Origin of the sequence: Pseudomonas sp. NFACC45 (assembly GCF_900113505.1) — a bacterium.
Taxonomy (GTDB): domain Bacteria; phylum Pseudomonadota; class Gammaproteobacteria; order Pseudomonadales; family Pseudomonadaceae; genus Aquipseudomonas; species Aquipseudomonas tehranensis.
Genome location: NZ_FOPO01000018.1, coordinates 42660 through 63115 on the forward strand (window position 1 = coordinate 42660; position 20456 = coordinate 63115).

Consider the following 20456-nt stretch of genomic DNA (forward strand, 5'->3'; position numbering starts at 1 on the left):
TGGCTGACCCACCGCTATCGCGAGCAGGCTCGCTCCCACAAGGGAACCGGGTGAGTGGGAAGTTTCAGAAACAAAAAACGGAGCGTGTGAACGCTCCGTTTTTGTTACAGCCCAGGCAATTACTTGCCGACCTGTTTTTCCTTGATTTCCGCCAGGGTCTTGCAGTCGACACACATGTCGGCGGTCGGACGTGCTTCCAGCCGCTTGACGCCGATCTCGACGCCGCAGGACTCGCACCAACCGTATTCTTCATCTTCGATCAGCTGCAACGTCTTGTCGATTTTCTTGATGAGCTTGCGCTCACGGTCGCGGGCGCGCAGTTCGAGGCTGAATTCTTCTTCCTGACTGGCCCGGTCGGCCGGGTCGGGGAAGTTCGCCGCGTCGTCTTTCATGTGATCCACGGTGCGGTCGACTTCCTGCATCAAGTCCTGTTTCCACTTGTTCAGGATCTTGGTGAAGTGCGCGCGCATGGGGGCGCCCATGTACTCTTCGCCAGCTTGCGGGACGTACGGCTCAAACCCGCTGAGCGACTGATTTTGATTCTGCTTTGCTTGGGTGGGCATGAATGGACCGCCTCTACTCTTGTAATCCACTACGCAGGATTGCTCCATCACCGACACCTGCCGGCCCTGCGGCTGCAAGCGGGCGAACTTACCAGATCAAATCGGGCCGCGCTACTCCCGGTTGTCGAGCCTGCGGTGGCCGGGGCTTGCAAAGCGTGGTCAAGTTCAGTCCGGTGGAGTGACAAACCTGCTCAATGCTTGATTCTAGTCAAGCCTGGGCCAATCGCAGGAGACATTTGCTGCAGGCAGCCGAACCCTGAGTTCGTGCTCGCTTGCGCAGTTGTTTCTGGGTTGGCCGGAGAGTTAGGTAGAATCGGTTCTTTTTTACCAGAAGGAAGGCTAATGGCTCAGCCCTACAGTGCGCGTAGCCGCGCCATCGAACCTTTCCATGTGATGGCGCTCCTGGCCCGTGCCAATGAGCTGCAGGCCGCCGGGCACGATGTCATCCATTTGGAGATCGGCGAGCCGGACTTCACCACGGCTGAGCCGATCATCCAGGCCGGCCAGGCCGCGCTGGCGGCGGGAAAGACCCGTTACACGGCGGCCCGTGGCATCCCCGAGCTGCGCGAAGCCATCGCCGGTTTCTATGGGCAGCGCTACGGTGTGGACATAGACCCACGGCGCATCCTGGTCACGCCTGGCGGATCCGGCGCGTTGCTGCTGACCAGCGCGTTGCTGGTGGACCCGGGCAAGCACTGGCTGTTGGCGGATCCCGGTTACCCCTGCAATCGCCACTTCCTGCGGCTGGTGGAGGGTGCGGCTCAATTGGTGCCGGTCGGCCCGGACGTTCGCTATCAACTGACCCCGGACCTGGTGAACCGCTACTGGGACCAGAACAGCGTGGGGGCGCTGGTCGCGTCGCCGGCCAACCCGACCGGGACGATTCTCAGCCGGGACGAACTGGCCGGTCTGTCCAAGGCAATCAAGGGCCACAACGGTCACCTGGTGGTAGATGAGATCTATCATGGCCTGACTTATGGCACCGACGCCGCGAGCGTGCTGGAAGTCGATGACGAAGCTTTCGTCCTTAATAGTTTTTCCAAGTATTTCGGCATGACCGGCTGGCGGCTGGGTTGGTTGGTGGCCCCTTCGGCGGCTGTCGGTGAGCTGGAAAAGCTGGCGCAGAACCTCTACATCAGTGCGCCGAGCATGGCCCAGTACGCGGCGTTGGCCTGTTTCGAACCGGCGACAATCGAGATATTCGAGCAGCGTCGTGCCGAGTTCGCGCTGCGGCGCGACTTTCTGCTGCCGGCCTTGCGTGAGTTGGGTTTCGGCATTGCGGTGGAGCCAGAAGGCGCGTTTTACCTGTATGCCGACATTCGTGCATTCGGCGGCGATGCTTTTGCGTTCTGCCAGCACTTTCTGGAAACCGAACATGTGGCGTTCACGCCCGGGCTGGATTTCGGCCGCCATCAGGCTGGGCACCATGTGCGTTTCGCCTACACCCAGAGCCTGCCGCGGCTCCAGGAAGCGGTGGAGCGAATCGAGCGCGGACTGCGGAGTTGGCAAGGCTGATGCTTTTTTCACCTGCGCTGGAAGAAGGTCGGCTGATTCGACGTTATAAGCGTTTTCTTGCCGATATCGAGACCGTTCATGGCGAACTGCTGACGATTCACTGCCCCAACACCGGGTCGATGCTCAATTGCATGGCCGAAGGTGCGCGAGTCTGGTTCAGTCGTTCCAGCGACCCCAAGCGCAAATTGCCCGGCACCTGGGAAATAGGCGAGACCCCCCAGGGGCGGTTGGCCTGCATCAATACCGCGCGAGCCAACCCGTTAATCGAGGAGGCCCTACGGGCCGGGGTCATCAGCGAGCTGAACGGTTTTACCGGGCTCAAGCGTGAAGTGGCCTACGGTCAGGAAAACAGTCGTATCGATTTTCGACTGGACTATGACGAAGGCTGCGCCTGGGTCGAAGTCAAAAGTGTCACGTTGGGTTTTGACGGTACCTGCGTGGCGGCGTTTCCCGATGCGGTGACCCAGCGGGGAGCCAGGCATCTGCGCGAACTCGCTCACTTGGCCCGGGACGGCGTGCGGGCGGTGCAGTTGTATTGCGTCAACCTGAGCGGGGTTGACGCAGTGCGTCCGGCACAGGAAATCGATCCGGTGTACGCGGCGGCCTTGCGCGACGCTGTGGCCGCGGGTGTGGAAGTGCTGGCCTACGGGGTGACGCTGACGCCCGAGCAGATGTGGGTGGACCGCCCGTTGCCGGTGTTGCTCGAACCGCTACAGCTCAGCCCAGATCCCCTGCTGGTCCTCCCGACTGTCTAACGCAGCCAGGAACTGTCCGGCGCAGGGACCAGCCACGCACTCACCGTTTTCGATCAGGAACAGTGCGCCATGGGTGGCGCACTGGATCAGGCTGGCACTGGCGTCGAGAAACTCGTCGGGCCGCCATTCCAGCGGCACACCACGGTGCGGGCAGCGGTTGAGATAAACATAAACCTGGCCTGTGCGACGCACGGCCAGCAACCTGCGCCCATTGATGTCGAAACCGCGACTGCTGTTGTCGGGCAATTCGGCGCCGGTACAAAGAAACTTCATGTGGGTCTCTATGGTTATGAGTGATCGAGTTTATGTGGGAGCGAGCCTGCTCGCGATAGCAATCAGTGAGCAGCAATGTAGTCGACACACCGCTATCGCGAGGAGGCTCGCTTCCACAGAGGTCACACCAAAAGGTTCATGCTTGACGGTCAAATGAAAACAATTATCAAATGGCGCCTCCTTCGCAGGGGGCTGAGGATACTTTGCCTGAGGGGTTCATGCCCGGCCCTGTGAATATTTCTTCGAGGAAGCAGCCCGATGCGCCTGAATATCCGTGTTGTCACGCTCTGTGTCGTCATGTTGGCCAGCCAGGGCTTGGTGGCGGCTCAATTGCCGCAGCGCTGGGTCAGTGCCGGCGGGGCAGTGTCCGAATGGGTCAGCGCGCTGGGCGGTGAGTCGAAACTGGTGGGCGTGGACACCACCAGCCAGCATCCCGAAGCCTTGCGAGGCTTGCCCAGTATCGGTTATCAGCGACAGCTGTCGGCCGAGGGGATATTGAGCCTGCGTCCGCAGATCCTCGTAGGCACCGAAGAAATGGGGCCACCACCGGTGCTGTCGCAGATCCGCAGCGCCGGGGTACAGGTTGAACTGTTCTCGGCCACGCCGGACCTGCCGACTCTCCAGGGCAATCTGCGACACCTGGGTCAACTGCTGGGCGCCGAGGACCAAGCCGCGCAGTTGTTCGACCGTTATCAACAGCAGCTCAGCCAACAAAAAGCTCGGGTGAGTAAAATCCAGCTCAAGCAAAAGGCCCCCGGGGTGTTGCTGCTGATCGGGAGCGCCGGCGGCAAGCCGATGGTCGCAGGCCTAGGCACCTCCGCCGATTGGCTGGTGCAGCAGGCCGGTGGTCACAACCTGGCGACACACAAAGGTTACAAGTCATTTTCGGTGGAGACTTTGGCCGGCCTGAATCCCGAAGTCCTGGTGTTCGCTGATCGCGCGTTAAGTGGCGAGGAAGCACGTGCGGCGTTGTTCCGGGAAAACCCGATTCTCTCCTCCACCCGCGCCGCCAGGGCCGGGCGCGTTATCGAGCTTGACCCGACGCTGTTGGTCGGCGGACTGGGTCCGCGCTTGCCGCAAAGTCTGGTGAAGCTGACGAACGGTTTTTACCCAGCCGAGCCGGCCAAGGCACCATGACCCCGTTGGTCAAGCCGCGCACCTTGTTCATTGGCCTCGGAGTGTTGTGTCTGCTGGCGATCTGGCTGTCCCTGGCGCTGGGGCCGGTGAGTTTGCCCCTGTTTGATACCTTGCGCGCCGCGTTGCGTCTGATGGGCTTGCCAGTGGCCGCCGAGGGTCTGGAGCAGGCCGAACTGATCCTCGGTCAGATCCGTCTGCCGCGCACGTTGCTGGGGTTGGCGGTGGGCGGGGTATTGGCATTATCCGGGGTGGCGATGCAGGGGCTGTTCCGCAACCCGTTGGCCGACCCGGGACTGGTGGGAGTGTCCAGCGGTGCGGCGCTGGGCGCGGCGTTCGCCATTGTTGGCGGCTCGGCGCTGGGCGGCTTGCCCGAAGCGTTCGGTCCCTATGTGTTGTCGTTGTGTGCGTTTCTCGGCGGGCTTGGGGTCACGGCATTGGTTTATCGCCTCGGCCGGCGCAACGGCCAGACCCATGTCGCGACCATGCTCCTGGCCGGTATCGCCCTGACCGCGCTGTCCGGTTCGGCGGTGGGCCTGTTCACTTATCTGGCGGACGACGCAACCCTGCGTACCTTGACGTTCTGGAACCTGGGGAGCCTGAATGGCGCCAGTTATGCGCGGTTGTGGCCGCTGTTGCTGGTCAGCGTTGGCGTAGCACTCTGGCTGCCACGACGGGCCCGGGTGCTCAATGCTCTGTTGCTGGGTGAGTCCGAAGCTGCCCATTTGGGCGTTGATGTCGAAGGGCTCAAGCGTGAATTGGTGTTTTGCACGGCCCTGGGGGTTGGCGCGGCAGTGGCAGCGGCGGGCATGATCGGGTTTGTCGGGCTGGTGGTACCGCATCTGGTACGGTTGATGGCCGGCCCCGATCATCGAGTTCTGTTGCCGGCTTCGGTGCTGGCGGGGGCGAGCCTGCTGCTGTTCGCCGACCTGGTGGCGCGTCTGGCGCTGGCACCGGCGGAGCTGCCGATCGGTATCGTCACGGCATTCATCGGGGCGCCGTTCTTCCTCTATTTATTGCTGCGAGGGCGCGCCTGATGTTACGAGCGCAGAACTTGCACATCCAGCGGGGTCGCAAGACCGTGTTGGCTGATATCAATCTTGAGCTTCATCCCGGCCAGGTGCTGGGCGTGCTCGGGCCCAACGGTGCAGGTAAAAGTACTTTGCTGGCGGGGCTGTGCGGTCAATTGCCTCCCGCGCAGGGGCAGGTCTGGCTCGATGATCGGCCTTTGTCCCAGTGGGAGGGGGCCGAGCGTGCCCGTTGCCTGGCGGTATTGCCGCAGTCATCGACCCTGGATTTTGCCTTCCGCGTCGAAGAAGTAGTCGGCATGGGGCGCCTGCCTCATCAGAGTGGTCGAGTGCGTGACGAGCAAATTGTTGCCTTGGCGTTGCACGCTGCAGACGCGGCGCATCTGCAGGGCCGCAGTTACCTGGCGCTGTCGGGAGGCGAGCGTCAGCGGGTGCACCTGGCACGGGTCTTGGCACAGTTGTGGCCAGGGGAAGCGGGGCAGACCCTGCTGCTGGACGAGCCGACCTCAATGCTCGATCCACTGCACCAGCACACCATCCTGCAAGCGGTGCGTGAGTTTGCCGATCGCGGCGCGGCTATATTGGTGATCCTGCATGACCTGAACCTGGCGGCGCGTTATTGTGATCGCCTGTTGTTGCTCGCGTCTGGCCGGCCGGTGGCCCTGGACACGCCGCAGCAAGTGCTGCGCCCGGAACCGCTCAAAGCGGTGTTTGGCCTGGAAGTGCTGGTGCAACCCCACCCGGAGCGCGGACATCCATTGATCATCGCCCGCTGAGGGTTGCCTGAGGATGTAGACGTGCGCCTGATCCTGATTCTGGCATTGAGTGTGCTGACGGCGTGTCAGAGTGTCGCGCCGCCACCGGTCGACGGGCAGATCCTTGATTTGCACAATGGCCGGGCCGTCACGCCTCAAGCGTTGATCGAGCGCCTGGCACGGGCGCCGCGAGTGGTGGTGGGCGAGCAGCACGATAATCGCGATCACCACGCGCTGCAGCTATGGCTGCTTCAGGCCCTGGCCGCGCAACGGACCCAAGGCAGCCTTCTGCTGGAAATGTTGACGCCCCTCCAGCAGCCTCGGGTTGACGCGGTCCGCCAGTTACCTGCCTTGCCCGCTGATCTGCCCGCAGCCCTGGATTGGTCGCCGGGATGGGACTGGAGCCTGTATGGGCCGGTCGTCGAGTTCGCTTTGGCGCAACGCTATCCATTGTTGGCCGCCAATCTGGACGCCGCCGAGATCCAGCGCGTCTACCGGCAAGCACCGGACTTGCGAGGCGCCCGTGCGAATGCAGTCGGGGTGAAGGATCAGTTGCTGGAGCAGATCCGCCAATCCCATTGCGGCCTGCTGCCCGAATCACAGATGCCGGCGATGCTGGCCGTCCAGCAACAACGTGACCGACGCATGGCCGAACGTCTGCTGGATGCGCCGTCACCTGCATTGTTGTTCGCCGGTGCCTGGCATGGCCGAAAGGACGTCGGGGTGCCGCTGCATGTGCTGGATTTGGGGGCCAGTGAGGCACCGATCGTGCTGATGCTGGCCGAGGAGGGCAGCGAGGTTTCATCGGCCATGGCAGATTACGTGTGGTACACCAAGGCTACGCCGCCGCAGGATTACTGTGCCCAGATGCGCGAACACATGCGAGCCCCGTAGGCGCTGACGAAGCCTGCGATCTTTTGATCTTTCGCTTGAGAGTCAGGTCTGGGAAAGATCGCAGCCTCGTTGCACTCGACAGCTCCTACAGGGGGCGATGTGGAGAAGGGTGCATTCTTTCAGACAAAAAAAGACCCGACAAAAGTCGGGTCAAATAACCGTGATTAGCCTGATGAGGAGATATCTGAGAGTCCGAACCAAGGGCTTTTCAAATATCGACCAGTCTCGCGACCGGATGCGCTAATCATAGCGATTCTCATTACCATGTCAAACGTTGTTTTGGGAATTTGCCTAAATAACTTTCACGCGAAGGCCGTGTGGCGACAAACAAGGAGAATGGTCAGGCTTTGTGACGCGTCGAAACAGCGTCCAACTGCTTGTTCAAGGCTTCCTTGCGTTCGGCGGGGATGTCATTCCAGTGCACATCCATCAATGCGCCCTCAATGGCATAGAGCAACACCTTCGAAGCCCGGAACCCGCGGGTGCGTACCGCGCGATAGGCATCAACCGCTCCGAGGCGGCGCAGATCCGAGGCGCTGTGGATGCCCACGGCATGCAGCCACTGGGCGGATGTCTTGCCCAGGTTCTTCAGGTGTTGCAGTTCATCATTCATCGAGCCTCCTTGCGACGGCCGATTGGTGCAGTGGGCAAGCTTCTCAGCAGTGTAGCGGTCAGTAGGAAAAACGTGATTCTTTGGTGGGATTTGAAGCAAAAGCTTCTAATGCATTACGCACGATAGGGTGGGGAGGCGCGGCAGGATGCGTCGTCCAGCGCAGGCAGGGGCGCTGGAGATCAATGGGGCTACGGTAGATTCGGCCCGATTCAGCGGGTGCGGTAGCGCAGCCGGGTGCCGAAGTTCATCGACATCAGAATCTCGTCGGCAGACAGCTCCGCGGGGAAATAGGCGCCTGAGATCTGCGCATGGGCCAGGCTGGCACCTTCCAGGGAAGACTTGCGAAAATCGATACCGCGCAAATCCGCGGAGCGAAAGTAAGCGTCGGTGAAATCCACGTCGTCGGCATTGAGCTCGCGCAGGTCCAGGCCGCGAAAGTCGCCGCCACTCAAATCGACCGGCCCTTGAGGGCGTTCGCTGTTGAAACCGGCAATGTCGTCCTTGCGAAGCAAAGCATAAAGCGGGGTACTAAGAGGCTTGGGGTGGCTCATTTCATATCACCTGTTGGTTTTATGACGCCAGTATAGTGCCACTGTTTGGCGGCCGTGAAGGGTGCGCAGACTCCACGGCCGAAATAGTTTTTTACAAGCCTGGCAAGCGTTGACGAATCTGCGCGACCACGATGTCGAGCGTGCCGCTTTCATTGGTTTGGACCCGTTTACTGCAGAGGATTTCCGCCGGGGTGAGTGCTTCGCGGCTGGCCTGTTGGGCGGCGATAACGGCCAGATTTGCGTCGGAGGGATCTGTTTGATCGGCCTGACGTTGCGCAAGTCTGCTTTCGATAACCGCTTGTGGCGCGTTGCAATCGAGGATCAGGAACGGAGCGCCGGTGGCCTCGGCAACTTTCGCCGCCGCATCGCGCTGATCGTGTTTGAGGTACGTGGCGTCGATCACTGCTGGGAACCCGGCATGCAGGATGACACCAGCGATTTCATGCAAGCGGGCATAAGTGGCATCGCTGGCGTCGCTGCTATAGATGCCAGCTTGTGGATCATTGGGCACTTGCTGCTCACCAAACAGACGCTTGCGCTCAACGTCCGAGCGCAAGCGAATGGCGCCCAGGGCTTCCACCAGGCGCATCGCGACATGGCTTTTGCCAACGGCCGAAACGCCGTGGGTGATAGCCAGAAAGCGCGAGGGAATGGTGCTGTAGCTTTCGGCCAGGTTCGCGTAGTTGCGGTATTGACGCAGGGTTGTGGCGCGCTGCACTGGGTCGGCTTCGGCCGGCATGCTGAACAGCGCGACCTTGGCGCGGACCAGGGCGCGGTAGGCTTTGTAGAAGTTCAGCAGCTCCAGCCCCTGATAGTCGCCGGTCAGCTCCAGGTATTGGCTGACGAAACGTCGCGCCAAGGACTTCAGACCCCGGTCTTCCAGATCCATGGCCAGGAAAGCGGTGTCGGCATAGACATCGGTGAAGCGGAAGGGCTCGTTGAACTCGATGCAGTCGAAAATCACGACCTTGCCATCGATCACCGTGGCGTTGCCCAAGTGGATGTCACCGTGGCATTCGCGGATGAAACCTTCGGTTTTGCGTTGACTGAACAGCGGTTTGAGGCGTTCGAAGCTGCTTTCGGCCCAGGCTTGCAGGGCTTCGAGCTGCAACAGGTCAGCCTTGTCACTGAGGAACGGACGAATCTGTTCGAAGTTCTGCCGCACCGGCGCCATGACGCTGTCGGGGGTGCCGGCGGCGTTTTCGGCAGGCACTGTGGGCGTGGAGAGATGGAAGCGGGCGATCTGCGCGGCCATTTCGTCGACGTGCGCAGTGGTCAGTTCACCATTGGCCTGTAGCGTGCTGAGCAGTTGGCTCTGGGGAAACTGACGCATCTTCAGGGCGTATTCGATGGCCGGGCCTTCGCCACCCAATTGTGGCGCTTGCTCGGTGCCGGTAATCGGCATGACTTCCAGGTACAGATCCTGGGTCAGGCGCTGGTTCAAGCGCAGTTCTTCCCCGCAGAAATGCTTGCGTGCCTCGAGGCTGGTGAAATCAAGGAAGCCGAAATTGACCGGTTTTTTGAATTTGTAGGCATATGGCCCAGTGAGCAATACCCAGGAAATGTGGGTCTCGATGACCTGGAACCCTTCGACGGGATGCGGATAGAGGGCCGGGTTTTGCAGGGCAGCGATCAGGGACTGGCTCACGGGCGATCCTTCAGAGACTGGGAAAATTCAAGGCCGTCATTATGGCGGCAAGCCGCGTTAACGCAAACAGGAGGGCCCGTTGTGTGGTCATGTTGAACCGCGGCAAAGTGCGTATAATCCGCCGCCATGACTCGTACCCGATCCCCCCGTACCCCCAAGAAACCACCCGCCAGTCGCCTGCGGCCCTGGCTGGGCTGGGCCCTTAAACTCAGCCTGGTGGGCCTCGTCGTGCTCGCTGGCTTTGCGGTCTATCTCGATGCCGTGGTCCAGGAGAAGTTCTCCGGCAAGCGCTGGACCATCCCGGCCAAGGTCTACGCCAGGCCCCTGGAGCTGTTCGTCGGACAAAAGCTGAGTCGGGACGATTTCCTGACCGAGCTCGATGCCCTGGGCTATCGCCGTGAAAGCGTTGCCAATGGCCCGGGTGCTGCGTCCGTCAATGGCAATACCGTCGACCTCAATACCCGCGGTTTCCAATTTTATGAGGGCATGGAGCAGGCGCAGGCGGTGCGAGTGCGTTTCTCCGGCGACTACGTCGCTGCGCTGACCGGTGCCAACAATGCGAAGCTGTCAGTGGTGCGCCTTGAACCGCTGCTGATCGGTGGCCTGTACCCCAAGAACCTTGAAGACCGGATCCTGATCAAGATCGACCAGGTGCCGCCGTTCCTGCTCGATACGCTGATCGCTGTCGAGGACCGCGACTTCTATCATCACTTCGGCGTTTCGCCCAAGTCGATTGCCCGAGCCATTTGGGTCAACACATCCTCGGGCCGTATGCGCCAGGGCGGCAGTACCCTGACCCAGCAATTGGTCAAGAACTTCTATTTGACCAACGAGCGCAGCCTCAGCCGCAAGCTTACCGAAGCCATGATGGCGCTGTTGTTGGAGCTGCACTACGACAAGCGAGAGATTCTCGAGGCGTATCTCAACGAAGTCTTCGTCGGCCAGGACGGTCAGCGAGCGGTTCACGGTTTCGGCCTGGCCAGCCAGTTCTTCTTCAGCCAGCCGCTGTCCGAGCTCAAACTGCATCAGGTGGCGTTGCTGGTGGGGATGGTGAAAGGGCCTTCCTCCTACAACCCGCGGCGTAATCCGGAGCGCGCCCTCGAGCGGCGCAATCTGGTACTCGACTTGCTGCAACAGCAAGGCGTGGCGACGGCCGAGCAAGTCGAAGCAGCAAAGAAGATGCCTTTGGGCGTGACCAAGCGCGGCAGTCTGGCAGACAGCTCGTTTCCGGGTTTCATGGACCTGGTCAAGCGTCAACTGCGTGAAGACTACCGCGATGAAGACTTGACCGAAGAAGGCCTGCGGATCTTCACCAGTTTCGACCCGATCCTGCAGATGAAGGCCGAAGCATCGGTCAATGACACCTTCAAGCGACTGGCCGGGCGCAAGGGCTCTGATGAAGTGGAAGCCGCGATGGTGGTGACCAACCCGGAAACGGGGGAAGTCCAGGCCATGATCGGCAGTCGGCAGGCCAGTTTTGCCGGTTTCAACCGGGCGCTCGATGCGGTCCGCCCGATCGGCTCCCTGATCAAGCCGGCGGTCTACCTCACCGCCCTGGAAAAGCCGAGCCAGTACACCTTGACCAGTTGGTTGTCCGACGAGGCGTTCTCGGTCAAGGGCGCGGATGGCCAGGTGTGGAAACCGCAGAATTATGATCGCCGGTCCCACGGTACGGTGTTCCTGTACCAGGGCCTTGCGCATTCCTACAACCTGTCGACGGCTCGCCTCGGGCTTGAAATCGGCGTGCCGAACGTCCTCAAAACCCTGGCCCGCCTGGGTGTCAGTCGCGAATTCCCGGCATTCCCATCGATGCTGCTGGGGGCCGGTGGTCTCACGCCGATTGAAGTGGCAGCCATGTATCAGACGCTGGCCAACGGCGGTTTCAATACGCCGATGCGCGGCATTCGCAGCGTGCTGACCGCCGACGGCGAGCCGCTCAAGCGCTATCCGTTCCAGATCCAGCAGCGTTTTGATCCAGCGTCCATTTATCTGATCCAGAGCGCCATGCAACGGGTCATGCGTGAAGGCACTGGCAGTTCGGTTTATAACGTACTACCGCGTAACCTGACCCTGGCGGGCAAGACCGGTACCAGCAACGACTCGCGCGACAGCTGGTTTGCCGGTTTCAGCCAGGATCTGCTGGCGGTGGTCTGGCTCGGCCGTGACGACAATGGCAAGACCCCGTTCACTGGCGCCACCGGTGCATTGCAGGTCTGGACCAGTTTCATGCGCAAGGCCGATCCGTTGCCGCTGGACATGCCGCAACCAGACAATATCGTTCAGGCCTGGGTGGATTCGCGCACCGGCCAAGGCTCCGACGCCAGTTGCCCGGGCGCGGTGCAGATGCCGTATATTCGCGGCAGCGAACCACCACCCGGTGCAGCCTGTGGCATTCCAAATCCCGCCGAATCGGTCATGGATTGGGTCAAGGACTGGATGAATTAAGCAAAGAGGGTTTCAAGTGAACAAGTGGTTGATTCCAGCGGTAACGGCCGTGGCATTGCTCAGCGGTTGCTCTACCGTACAGCGCGGGTCGATTCCGGTTGTCGATTCCGGCACTGCCGTTTCCAATAGCGAGCGGGTCTCGGCCAATGGCGGTTTCCGTCAAACGACGGTGCAGCGGCCGGTACAGGGACAGGGACAGGTCCAGGCGATTCCCCAGGGCGATACCGGTGTCGTGGTGATGGTGCCCGGTGGCGGCGCCACGACGTCGGCGCCGATCAGCAGCACACCGATCACGCCGGGGCCGATTACGCCAGGACCTATCGATACCTCACCGATCGACCAGGGCAGCTACAGCATGCCTTCTGCGCCAAGCAGCATTCCCTCGACCAGCTCGGGAGGTCTGTCCGCAGATGAACAATTGGACGGTCCAGTACTGGCATTGCTCACCACCGCTCAACAGCAACAGGCCGGTGGTGATCTCAATGGTGCGTCCTCCAGCCTGGAGCGAGCCCAGCGTGTTGCGCCGCGCGAGCCCCAGGTTCTCTATCGCCTGGCCCAGGTACGCATGGCCCAGGGCGATGCGCCGCAAGCCGAGCAGCTGGCCCGCCGTGGCCTGACATTCGCCAACGGTCGTCCTGCGCTTCAGGCCAGCCTGTGGGAATTGATCGCTCAGGCCCGTGAGAAACAAGGCGACTCCGCCGGCGCGGCATTGGCCCGTCAGAAGGCCAAGGTTTCGCTCTGATGGATACGCGTTTTCCCAAGATCGCCGATCAGTTGCTGCTGATTGAGCGGGAGTTGCGGGTCCAGGGCTGGTGGAGCAGCGTTTCGCCGTCAGCCGAGGCGTTGGCCAGTGTCGAGCCGTTCGCGGTCGACACGCTGGACTTCGAGCAATGGCTGCAATGGATTTTCCTGCCACGCATGAAAGCCATCCTGGAAAATGACCTGCCGCTGCCCAACGCCTCCGGCATCCTGGCGATGGCTGAAATGGTCTATGCCCAGCGGCCGGGGCAGGGTATCGAGTTGCAGCGACTGTTGGCGCAGTTCGACCAATTGATCAGCGACGTCAACTGACTGCCATTTATTGGCAGTGCTCCTCGATCTGCTTACGGGTTTCGTCGATGCGCTGGCGCCGCTCCTCTTCTGTGAGGCGGCGCATTTCCCCTTCCACATCCTCGCGTACCCTCGGGTTGTTCTGCAGTTGCGCCAGATTGGTCCGAGTCTGTTCGCAGAAGGCCTTGAGCTGGGCTTGCTGCTCGGCAATCTGTTGCTTGACCTGTTGGTCAATCGCCTTCTGGTCGCCAATGACCCCGGCAGGCGGGGGGGCTGCTGGCTTGGCGGCGGAAGGGGAGGGCTTGATCACCGTCGTGGCCTGTCCTCCCGGCGGTGGCTGAGAGCCAAAGTGGGTAACCCCTTGGGCATCCACCCATTTATAGACCTGACCGGCCATGCACATCGGGCTCAGGCCAACCAGCAGGCTGGCCGTCAAGAAGAACATTCGCATGCTGTTTCCTTGTCGTGGGTTGCGCAATTGAAGCTAACACAGTTGCTGTTTAAAGGTTTTTTCTTGCGTTCTCATGCGCTTACTTCGAATAAAGCGCATTGACGGCTTGACTTGCAGAGGGCGAAACAGAAGAATCCAAAGTCCGCTGTAGAGGGACTGCCAGAAGCAGGCCCACTCGGCAGATCATGAGGCGCACATCCGCGCCGACCTGTTACACCCGCAACGCGTTACCTCGCGCTGGGTGGGAAAGGCCCGCAACACTTGGGACGATCCCAATACTTGCTCAGTCAGTGCTGACGTAGTCGGCGACCACCGTCGCTCATGCTCTGCCGAGAAGTAAACCTATTAAGACCCGTCCCTTTGTGTGGGCCGGTATTCTGGCGTTTTAGAGGTGAACAACGTGGAGCTTTTATCTGGCGGTGAGATGCTCGTCCGCTTTTTGCGTGACGAAGGCGTCAAATATATCTACGGGTACCCCGGTGGTGCTCTTCTTCATGTCTATGATGCCCTGTTCAAAGAACCGGAAGTGACCCACATCCTGGTTCGTCATGAGCAAGCGGCGACCCATATGGCTGACGGTTATGCCCGTGCCACCGGTAAAGCCGGTGTGGTCCTGGTGACTTCCGGCCCTGGCGCCACGAACGCCATCACCGGTATCGCCACGGCGTACATGGACTCCATCCCGATGGTGATCATCTCCGGTCAGGTGCCCAGCACCATGGTCGGCACCGACGCGTTCCAGGAAACCGACATGATCGGTATTTCCCGGCCGATCGTGAAGCACAGCTTCATGATCAAGCACGCTTCGGAGATCCCGGAGGTCATGAAGAAGGCTTTCTACCTGGCTGAATCCGGTCGTCCGGGCCCGGTTGTGGTCGATGTCCCGAAAGACATGACCAACCCGGCCGAGAAGTTCGAATACATTTTCCCCAAGAAAGCCAAGCTGCGTTCCTACAGCCCGGCTGTGCGCGGTCACTCCGGGCAAATCCGCAAGGCAGCCGAAATGCTGCTGGCGGCCAAGCGTCCGGTGCTGTACTCAGGTGGTGGCGTTATCCTCGGTGGTGGCTCCGCGCCGCTGACCGAACTGGCGAAAATGCTTAACCTGCCGGTCACCAATACGCTGATGGGTTTGGGCGCCTACCCGGGCACTGATCGTCAGTTCATCGGCATGCTCGGCATGCACGGCAGCTACACCGCCAACCTGGCGATGCACCATGCCGATGTGATTCTGGCGGTCGGCGCGCGTTTTGACGACCGTGTCATCAACGGCCCGGCGAAATTCTGCCCGAATGCCAAGATCATCCATATCGACATCGACCCGGCGTCCATCTCCAAGACCATCAAGGCAGACGTGCCGATTGTCGGTCCTGTGGAGAGCGTGCTGAGCGAAATGGTCGCCATCCTCAAGGAAATCGGCGAGGCTCCGAACAAGGAGTCCGTGGCCAGTTGGTGGAAGCAGGTCGATGAGTGGCGCGGTGATCGTGGCCTGTTCCCTTACGACAAGGGCGACGGCAGCGTCATCAAGCCGCAGACCGTGATCGAAACCCTGTGCGAAGTGACCAAGGGCGATGCCTTTGTGACCTCCGACGTGGGCCAGCACCAGATGTTCGCCGCGCAGTACTACAAGTTCAACAAGCCCAACCGCTGGATCAACTCTGGTGGCCTGGGCACCATGGGCTTCGGTTTCCCGGCGGCCATGGGCGTCAAGTTGAGCTTTCCGGATAGCGACGTCGCCTGTGTCACGGGCGAGGGCAGTATCCAGATGAACATCCAGGAGCTGTCGACCTGTCTGCAGTACGGTTTGCCGGTGAAAATCGTCAACCTGAACAACGGCGTACTGGGCATGGTTCGCCAGTGGCAGGACATGAGCTACGGCAGCCGTCACTCGCACTCCTACATGGAGTCGCTGCCGGACTTCGTCAAGCTGGTCGAAGCCTATGGTCACGTGGGCATCCGCATCACTGACCTGAAGGACTTGAAGTCCGGGCTCGAAGAAGCTTTCGCCATGAAGGATCGCCTGGTGTTCCTCGATATCAAGGTCGATACCAGCGAGCACGTCTACCCGATGCAGATCAAAGACGGCTCCATGCGCGATATGTGGCTGAGCAAGACGGAGCGTACCTAATCATGCGACATATTATTTCCCTGCTTCTGGAAAACGAACCGGGTGCTCTGTCTCGCGTAGTGGGCCTGTTTTCGCAGCGCAACTACAACATCGAAAGCCTGACCGTGGCGCCAACCGAAGACCCGACCCTGTCGCGTCTGACGCTGACCACTGTGGGGCACGATGAAATCATCGAGCAGATCACCAAGAACCTGAACAAGCTGATCGAGGTGGTCAAGCTGGTGGACCTGTCGGAAAGCGCTCACATCGAGCGCGAGCTGATGCTGGTCAAGGTCAAGGCCACCGGTGCCCAGCGCGCCGAGATCAAACGCACTACCGATATTTATCGTGGGCAGATCGTCGATGTCAGCGCCAGCGTCTATACCGTTCAGTTGACCGGTACCAGCGACAAGCTCGACAGCTTCATTCAATCGATCGGCACTGCCTCGATTCTGGAAACCGTACGCAGTGGCGTCACCGGGATTGCCCGTGGCGACAAAGTGCTGAGCATCTAAACCAAATTAGCGAATGGCCTGAATGGCCGGATATAGGGGTAATTCATGAAAGTTTTCTACGATAAAGACTGCGACCTGTCGATCATCCAGGGCAAGAAAGTCGCCATCATCGGTTACGGCTCCCAGGGCCACGCTCAAGCGTGCAACCTGAAAGACTCCGGCGTTGACGTTACTGTTGGTCTGCGTAAAGGTTCGGCGACTGTTGCCAAAGCCGAAGCTCACGGCCTGAAAGTGACCGACGTTGCTTCCGCTGTTGCGGCTGCCGACCTGGTCATGATCCTGACCCCGGACGAGTTCCAGTCTTCGCTGTACAAGAATGAAATCGAACCGAACATCAAGAAAGGCGCCACCCTGGCCTTCTCCCACGGTTTCGCGATTCACTACAACCAGGTCGTGCCACGCGCCGATCTCGACGTGATCATGATCGCGCCGAAGGCCCCGGGCCACACCGTTCGTTCCGAATTCGTGAAGGGCGGTGGTATCCCTGACCTGATCGCGATCTACCAGGACGCTTCCGGCAACGCCAAGAACGTCGCTCTGTCCTACGCTGCCGGTGTTGGCGGCGGGCGTACCGGCATCATCGAAACCACCTTCAAGGACGAAACCGAAACCGACCTGTTCGGCGAACAAGCCGTTCTGTGCGGCGGTACTGTCGAGCTGGTCAAGGCCGGTTTCGAAACCCTGGTTGAAGCTGGCTACGCGCCGGAAATGGCCTACTTCGAATGCCTGCACGAACTGAAGCTGATCGTTGACCTCATGTACGAAGGCGGTATCGCCAACATGAACTACTCGATCTCCAACAACGCTGAATACGGCGAGTACGTGACGGGTCCGGAAGTGATCAACGCCGAGTCCCGCCAGGCCATGCGTAACGCCCTGAAACGTATTCAGGACGGCGAATACGCCAAGATGTTCATCAGCGAAGGCGCTACCGGCTATCCTTCGATGACCGCCAAGCGTCGCAACAACGCCGCCCACGGTATCGAAATCATTGGCGAGCAGCTGCGCTCGATGATGCCGTGGATCGGTGCCAACAAGATCGTCGACAAAGCCAAGAACTAAGTCGCGAGCTTGATCGGAAAACGCGGCCCTGGCCGCGTTTTTTCGTTTGGGCGGTGGCTTCTGGTATAAAGCTGCATCGTTTGCGGCCGAACCCTCGTCCCAGACACCTGTCGAATTTTTCACACCGTTGCAAGGTACTGTCCATGAGCGAACGCCCCGACGAGCCCAACCAGGCTCCTGACGCCGAAAGCCTGCTGCCCATCGATGAGCACGTCGAAGAAGGACATGACGCTGAAGGCCGTAAGGTCCGGCACCGTGGCATCTATCTGCTGCCGAATCTGTTCACCACCGCGAACCTGTTCGCCGGTTTCTATTCCATCATCAGCTCCATGAGCGCCCAAGCGGCCTTGAGCGCCGGCGATAGCGCCGGGGCGAGTCGTTACTTTGCCTTCGCTGCCATCGCGATCTTTGTCGCCATGGTGCTTGATGGCCTGGACGGGCGCGTGGCCCGCATGACCAATACCCAGAGCGCGTTCGGTGCCGAGTACGATTCGCTGTCGGACATGGTCGCTTTCGGCGTGGCCCCGGCCTTGCTGGCGTTCGGTTGGGCGCTGGGGGACATGGGCAAGGTCGGCTGGATGGTCGCCTTCATCTATGTTGCCGGTGCTGCGTTGCGTCTGGCACGTTTCAACACCCAGGTCGGTACGGCTGACAAACGCTACTTCATCGGCTTGGCGAGTCCTGCCGCGGCGGGTGTCGTAGCCGGTGTGGTCTGGGCTTTCAGCGACTACGGTATCCAGGGATCGAAGATGTCGTTCCTTGTGGCGCTGCTGGTAGCAGCGGCCGGTATGCTGATGGTCAGCAACATCAAGTACAACAGCTTCAAGGAGCTGGATCTCAAAGGGCGGGTGCCGTTCGTAGCGATTCTGGCAGTGGTGCTGGTGTTCGCGGTGGTCTTCAGTGATCCGCCACGCATCTTGTTGCTGGTGTTCCTCGCCTATGCCGCCTCCGGTCCGGTTCAATACCTGTTGCGCCTGCGCCGCCACAAAAAAGCCGAGTGATGTAATTTCCCTCATACTCCGCAGTCTATTGGTGCATCTGCCCTCCAATGCTGCGGAGTTGTCATGCTGATCAAGATCCCCAAGTCGTCCGACTGCCTTGAGTCGGACGTCACGCCAGAATCCCTCTATCTATCCCGTCGCCAAATGCTGGGAGCCACCATGGCGGGGCTTGCCGTCAGCGGTCTTCCGCGTTGGGCCAGTGCTGCCGATGTTGCGCGTTATGCGGATGTGGAGCCCGGCAAGGCGCCGTCCTGGTTTGCCGAGAAGCTGCCGTCCACCCAATGGGGCGCGGTTACGGTCAAGGATGAGTCCATCACGCCTTTTAAAGACGCCACCCATTACAACAATTTCTATGAGTTCGGAACCGGCAAAGGGGACCCGGCGGCCAATGCCGGATCCTTGAAAACCGAGCCTTGGAGCGTGGTGATCGACGGGGAAGTGGGCAAGCCGGGGCGCTATGCTTTGGAAGACTTCATGAAACCATATCAGTTGGAGGAGCGAATCTATCGCCTGCGGTGCGTGGAGGCTTGGTCCATGGTTATTCCGTGGATCGGCTTTCCCATTTCCGCATTGCTCAAGCAGGTCGAGCCGACCTCCAGGGCCAAGTACATTCGTTTCGAAACCCTGCAGGATCCCAAGACCATGCCTGGGCAACGCTCTGGGTTTGCTTTGATTGACTGGCCCTATGTTGAAGGCTTGCGACTGGATGAGGCGATGAACCCGCTGGCAATCATGGCGGTTGGGATGTATGGGCGAGAGTTGCCGAACCAGAACGGCGCACCGTTGCGCTTGGTGGTGCCGTGGAAGTACGGTTTCAAAAGTGTGAAATCCATTGTGCGCATCAGTCTGGTCAGCGAGCAGCCCAAGACGACCTGGCAGAGCATTGCGTCCGACGAGTACGGCTTTTACGCCAACGTCAATCCGACGGTCGATCACCCGCGTTGGACCCAGGCACGGGAGCGCCGTCTGCCGAGCGGGCTGTTCAGTCCTAACGTGCGCGATACGTTGATGTTCAACGGCTATCAGGATGAAGTCGCTTCTTTATATGCAGGGATGGACTTGAGGAAGGACTATTGATGCGCTTTCCAGTCTGGCGAATCGGCGTCTTTGTTGCTGCGGCGGTTTGGCCGTTGCTCTGGCTCTACGAAGCGTTGATGAATAAGTTGGGACCTGACCCGGGCAAGGTGCTGGTGGATCGGCTCGGGTTGGGCACGCTTATTTTGTTGTTGATCACCTTGAGCATGACGCCGTTGCAGAAACTCACGGGGTGGGCAGGGTGGATCGCGGTCAGGCGTCAGCTGGGATTGTGGTGTTTTGCTTACGTGGTATTGCATCTGAGTGGGTATACGGCGTTCATCCTGGGGTTCGATTGGTCGCAACTGGGCGTCGAATTGAGCAAGCGACCTTATATTATCGTTGGGGCGCTTGGGTTTCTGGGCCTCTTGGCGCTGGCGATTACTTCCAATCGCTACAGTCAGCGGCGACTGGGCACGCGCTGGAAAAAACTGCATCGCTTGGTTTATCCAATCTTGGGCCTTGGATTGCTGCATATGTTGTGGATTGTGCGGGCGGATCTTAAGGAGTGGTCGATTTATGCTTCTATAGGGGCCGTGTTGCTGATGTTGAGATTTCCGCCGGTTATGCGTCGGATTCCGCGCCTAATGGGGCGCAAGGCACCTTCTGCAACAAAAGCGTAATTAACGCTTGACGGCAAATCCTAGACGTCTATAATTCGCCCCACTTCCGGCGCAGTCGAAACGGAAAACTCCTTGAGTTTCAATGAGTTAAGTAAGTTTCGAGGGTGCAGGGCTTCAGGTCATCGAAGCTTGGGAAGTAGTTGGTGGGGCGGTTTTCCTGGCTCCATTAGCGATTCGATCTTCTCGATCGAAAGCGGTCAAAAAGAGGTGTTGACAGCAGCGAGTAACGCTGTAGAATTCGCCTCCCGCTAACGAGAGATCGGAAGCGCAAGTGGTTGAAGTTGTTGATGTTTCTTAAGCGAAACTTTGAAAACTTCTTAAAATAACCGCTTGACAGATACACCGGGCGCTGTAGAATGCGCGCCTCGGTTGAGACGAAAGGCTCAACCCACCGCTCTTTAA

The 20456-nt window shown here is 60.0% G+C and carries 21 protein-coding genes; 15 read left to right on the forward strand and 6 right to left on the reverse strand.

Annotation, left to right across the window (positions count from 1 at the left end; all coding sequences use genetic code 11):
• Positions 1–119: 119 nt before the first annotated feature.
• The gene (gene dksA / locus BM132_RS26710) at positions 120–563 is read right to left on the reverse strand and encodes an RNA polymerase-binding protein DksA (RefSeq protein WP_018609331.1); all 444 of its coding nucleotides are present in this window, start codon (positions 561–563) and stop codon (positions 120–122) included.
• 342 nt (positions 564–905) lie between these two features.
• On the opposite strand from dksA, the gene BM132_RS26715 reads away from it, so the two are divergent.
• Together BM132_RS26715 and sfsA are read left to right on the forward strand one after the other, a co-directional pair.
• The gene (locus BM132_RS26715; RefSeq protein ID WP_092403031.1) at positions 906–2078 is read left to right on the forward strand and encodes a pyridoxal phosphate-dependent aminotransferase; all 1173 of its coding nucleotides are present in this window, start codon (positions 906–908) and stop codon (positions 2076–2078) included.
• Positions 2078–2833 carry a DNA/RNA nuclease SfsA gene (sfsA, locus tag BM132_RS26720; protein WP_092459856.1) on the forward strand — a complete coding sequence of 252 codons (756 nt, stop codon included), beginning with the start codon at positions 2078–2080 and terminating at the stop codon, positions 2831–2833. The genes BM132_RS26715 and sfsA overlap by 1 nt, the downstream gene beginning before the upstream one ends.
• Here sfsA and BM132_RS26725 read toward each other — a convergent pair.
• Entirely contained in the window at positions 2789–3106 is a 318-nt protein-coding gene (locus tag BM132_RS26725; protein WP_092459858.1) for a Rieske (2Fe-2S) protein, read from the reverse strand. The genes sfsA and BM132_RS26725 overlap by 45 nt on opposite strands.
• A gap of 258 nt (positions 3107–3364) precedes the next feature.
• On the opposite strand from BM132_RS26725, the gene BM132_RS26730 reads away from it, so the two are divergent.
• From BM132_RS26730 to BM132_RS26745, 4 genes are read left to right on the forward strand one after another with little or no spacing between them, the layout of a single operon-like run.
• Entirely contained in the window at positions 3365–4243 is an 879-nt protein-coding gene (locus BM132_RS26730) for a heme/hemin ABC transporter substrate-binding protein (protein WP_092459860.1), read from the forward strand.
• A gap of 50 nt (positions 4244–4293) precedes the next feature.
• Positions 4294–5277, forward strand: a complete 984-nt coding sequence (locus BM132_RS26735) for a FecCD family ABC transporter permease (RefSeq protein ID WP_177218224.1) — start codon at positions 4294–4296, stop codon at positions 5275–5277.
• Positions 5277–6044, forward strand: coding sequence for a heme ABC transporter ATP-binding protein (locus BM132_RS26740; protein WP_092403041.1), 768 nt, complete (start codon positions 5277–5279; stop codon positions 6042–6044). The genes BM132_RS26735 and BM132_RS26740 overlap by 1 nt, the downstream gene beginning before the upstream one ends.
• A 21-nt stretch (positions 6045–6065) precedes the next feature.
• Entirely contained in the window at positions 6066–6917 is an 852-nt protein-coding gene (locus tag BM132_RS26745) for a ChaN family lipoprotein (RefSeq protein ID WP_092459864.1), read from the forward strand.
• Positions 6918–7257: 340 nt separating this feature from the next.
• On the opposite strand, the gene BM132_RS26750 is transcribed toward BM132_RS26745, so the two are convergent.
• From BM132_RS26750 to BM132_RS26760, 3 genes are all read right to left on the reverse strand, one after another.
• Positions 7258–7530, reverse strand: a complete 273-nt coding sequence (locus BM132_RS26750; RefSeq protein WP_047229837.1) for a TfoX/Sxy family protein — start codon at positions 7528–7530, stop codon at positions 7258–7260.
• Between the two features lie 209 nt (positions 7531–7739).
• The gene (locus tag BM132_RS26755; RefSeq protein WP_092459866.1) at positions 7740–8081 is read right to left on the reverse strand and encodes a pentapeptide repeat-containing protein; all 342 of its coding nucleotides are present in this window, start codon (positions 8079–8081) and stop codon (positions 7740–7742) included.
• Positions 8082–8172: 91 nt separating this feature from the next.
• Positions 8173–9729, reverse strand: coding sequence for a bifunctional aminoglycoside phosphotransferase/ATP-binding protein (locus tag BM132_RS26760; RefSeq protein ID WP_092459868.1), 1557 nt, complete (start codon positions 9727–9729; stop codon positions 8173–8175).
• A gap of 126 nt (positions 9730–9855) precedes the next feature.
• Here BM132_RS26760 and mrcB point away from each other — a divergent pair, with 126 nt between their 5' ends.
• The 3 genes from mrcB to BM132_RS26775 are packed head-to-tail and all read left to right on the forward strand — an operon-like array spanning position 9856 to position 13245.
• Positions 9856–12174 (forward strand): penicillin-binding protein 1B, encoded by a 2319-nt coding sequence (gene mrcB, locus BM132_RS26765; RefSeq protein WP_047229834.1) that lies wholly within the window; start codon positions 9856–9858, stop codon positions 12172–12174.
• Between the two features lie 16 nt (positions 12175–12190).
• Positions 12191–12916, forward strand: coding sequence for a tetratricopeptide repeat protein (locus BM132_RS26770; protein ID WP_092459871.1), 726 nt, complete (start codon positions 12191–12193; stop codon positions 12914–12916).
• Entirely contained in the window at positions 12916–13245 is a 330-nt protein-coding gene (locus BM132_RS26775) for a YqcC family protein (RefSeq protein WP_092403051.1), read from the forward strand. Before BM132_RS26770 ends, BM132_RS26775 begins: the two co-directional genes overlap by 1 nt.
• A gap of 7 nt (positions 13246–13252) precedes the next feature.
• Here BM132_RS26775 and BM132_RS26780 read toward each other — a convergent pair whose 3' ends face one another.
• A complete protein-coding gene (locus tag BM132_RS26780; protein ID WP_371264165.1) occupies positions 13253–13675 on the reverse strand; it encodes a DUF4124 domain-containing protein in 423 nt (140 codons plus the stop codon).
• Between the two features lie 400 nt (positions 13676–14075).
• Between BM132_RS26780 and BM132_RS26785 the strand changes: the two genes are divergently transcribed.
• The 6 genes from BM132_RS26785 to msrQ all read left to right on the forward strand — a co-directional run bounded on the left by BM132_RS26785 (position 14076) and on the right by msrQ (position 20054).
• Complete coding sequence (locus tag BM132_RS26785; RefSeq protein WP_047229879.1) at positions 14076–15800, forward strand: acetolactate synthase 3 large subunit; 1725 nt, start codon at positions 14076–14078, stop codon at positions 15798–15800.
• A 2-nt stretch (positions 15801–15802) separates the two neighbouring features.
• On the forward strand, positions 15803–16294 hold the full coding sequence (ilvN, locus tag BM132_RS26790; protein ID WP_003205610.1) for an acetolactate synthase small subunit: 492 nt from the start codon (positions 15803–15805) through the stop codon (positions 16292–16294).
• A 45-nt stretch (positions 16295–16339) separates the two neighbouring features.
• On the forward strand, positions 16340–17356 hold the full coding sequence (gene ilvC, locus BM132_RS26795; RefSeq protein ID WP_003228216.1) for a ketol-acid reductoisomerase: 1017 nt from the start codon (positions 16340–16342) through the stop codon (positions 17354–17356).
• 143 nt (positions 17357–17499) lie between these two features.
• Positions 17500–18357: a CDP-diacylglycerol--serine O-phosphatidyltransferase gene (gene pssA, locus BM132_RS26800; protein WP_076386334.1), complete on the forward strand. Its 858-nt coding sequence runs from the start codon at positions 17500–17502 to the stop codon at positions 18355–18357.
• 63 nt (positions 18358–18420) lie between these two features.
• Complete coding sequence (msrP, locus tag BM132_RS26805) at positions 18421–19434, forward strand: protein-methionine-sulfoxide reductase catalytic subunit MsrP (RefSeq protein ID WP_092459873.1); 1014 nt, start codon at positions 18421–18423, stop codon at positions 19432–19434.
• Positions 19434–20054, forward strand: coding sequence for a protein-methionine-sulfoxide reductase heme-binding subunit MsrQ (msrQ, locus tag BM132_RS26810; RefSeq protein WP_092459875.1), 621 nt, complete (start codon positions 19434–19436; stop codon positions 20052–20054). The genes msrP and msrQ overlap by 1 nt, the downstream gene beginning before the upstream one ends.
• Positions 20055–20456 lie beyond the last annotated feature (402 nt).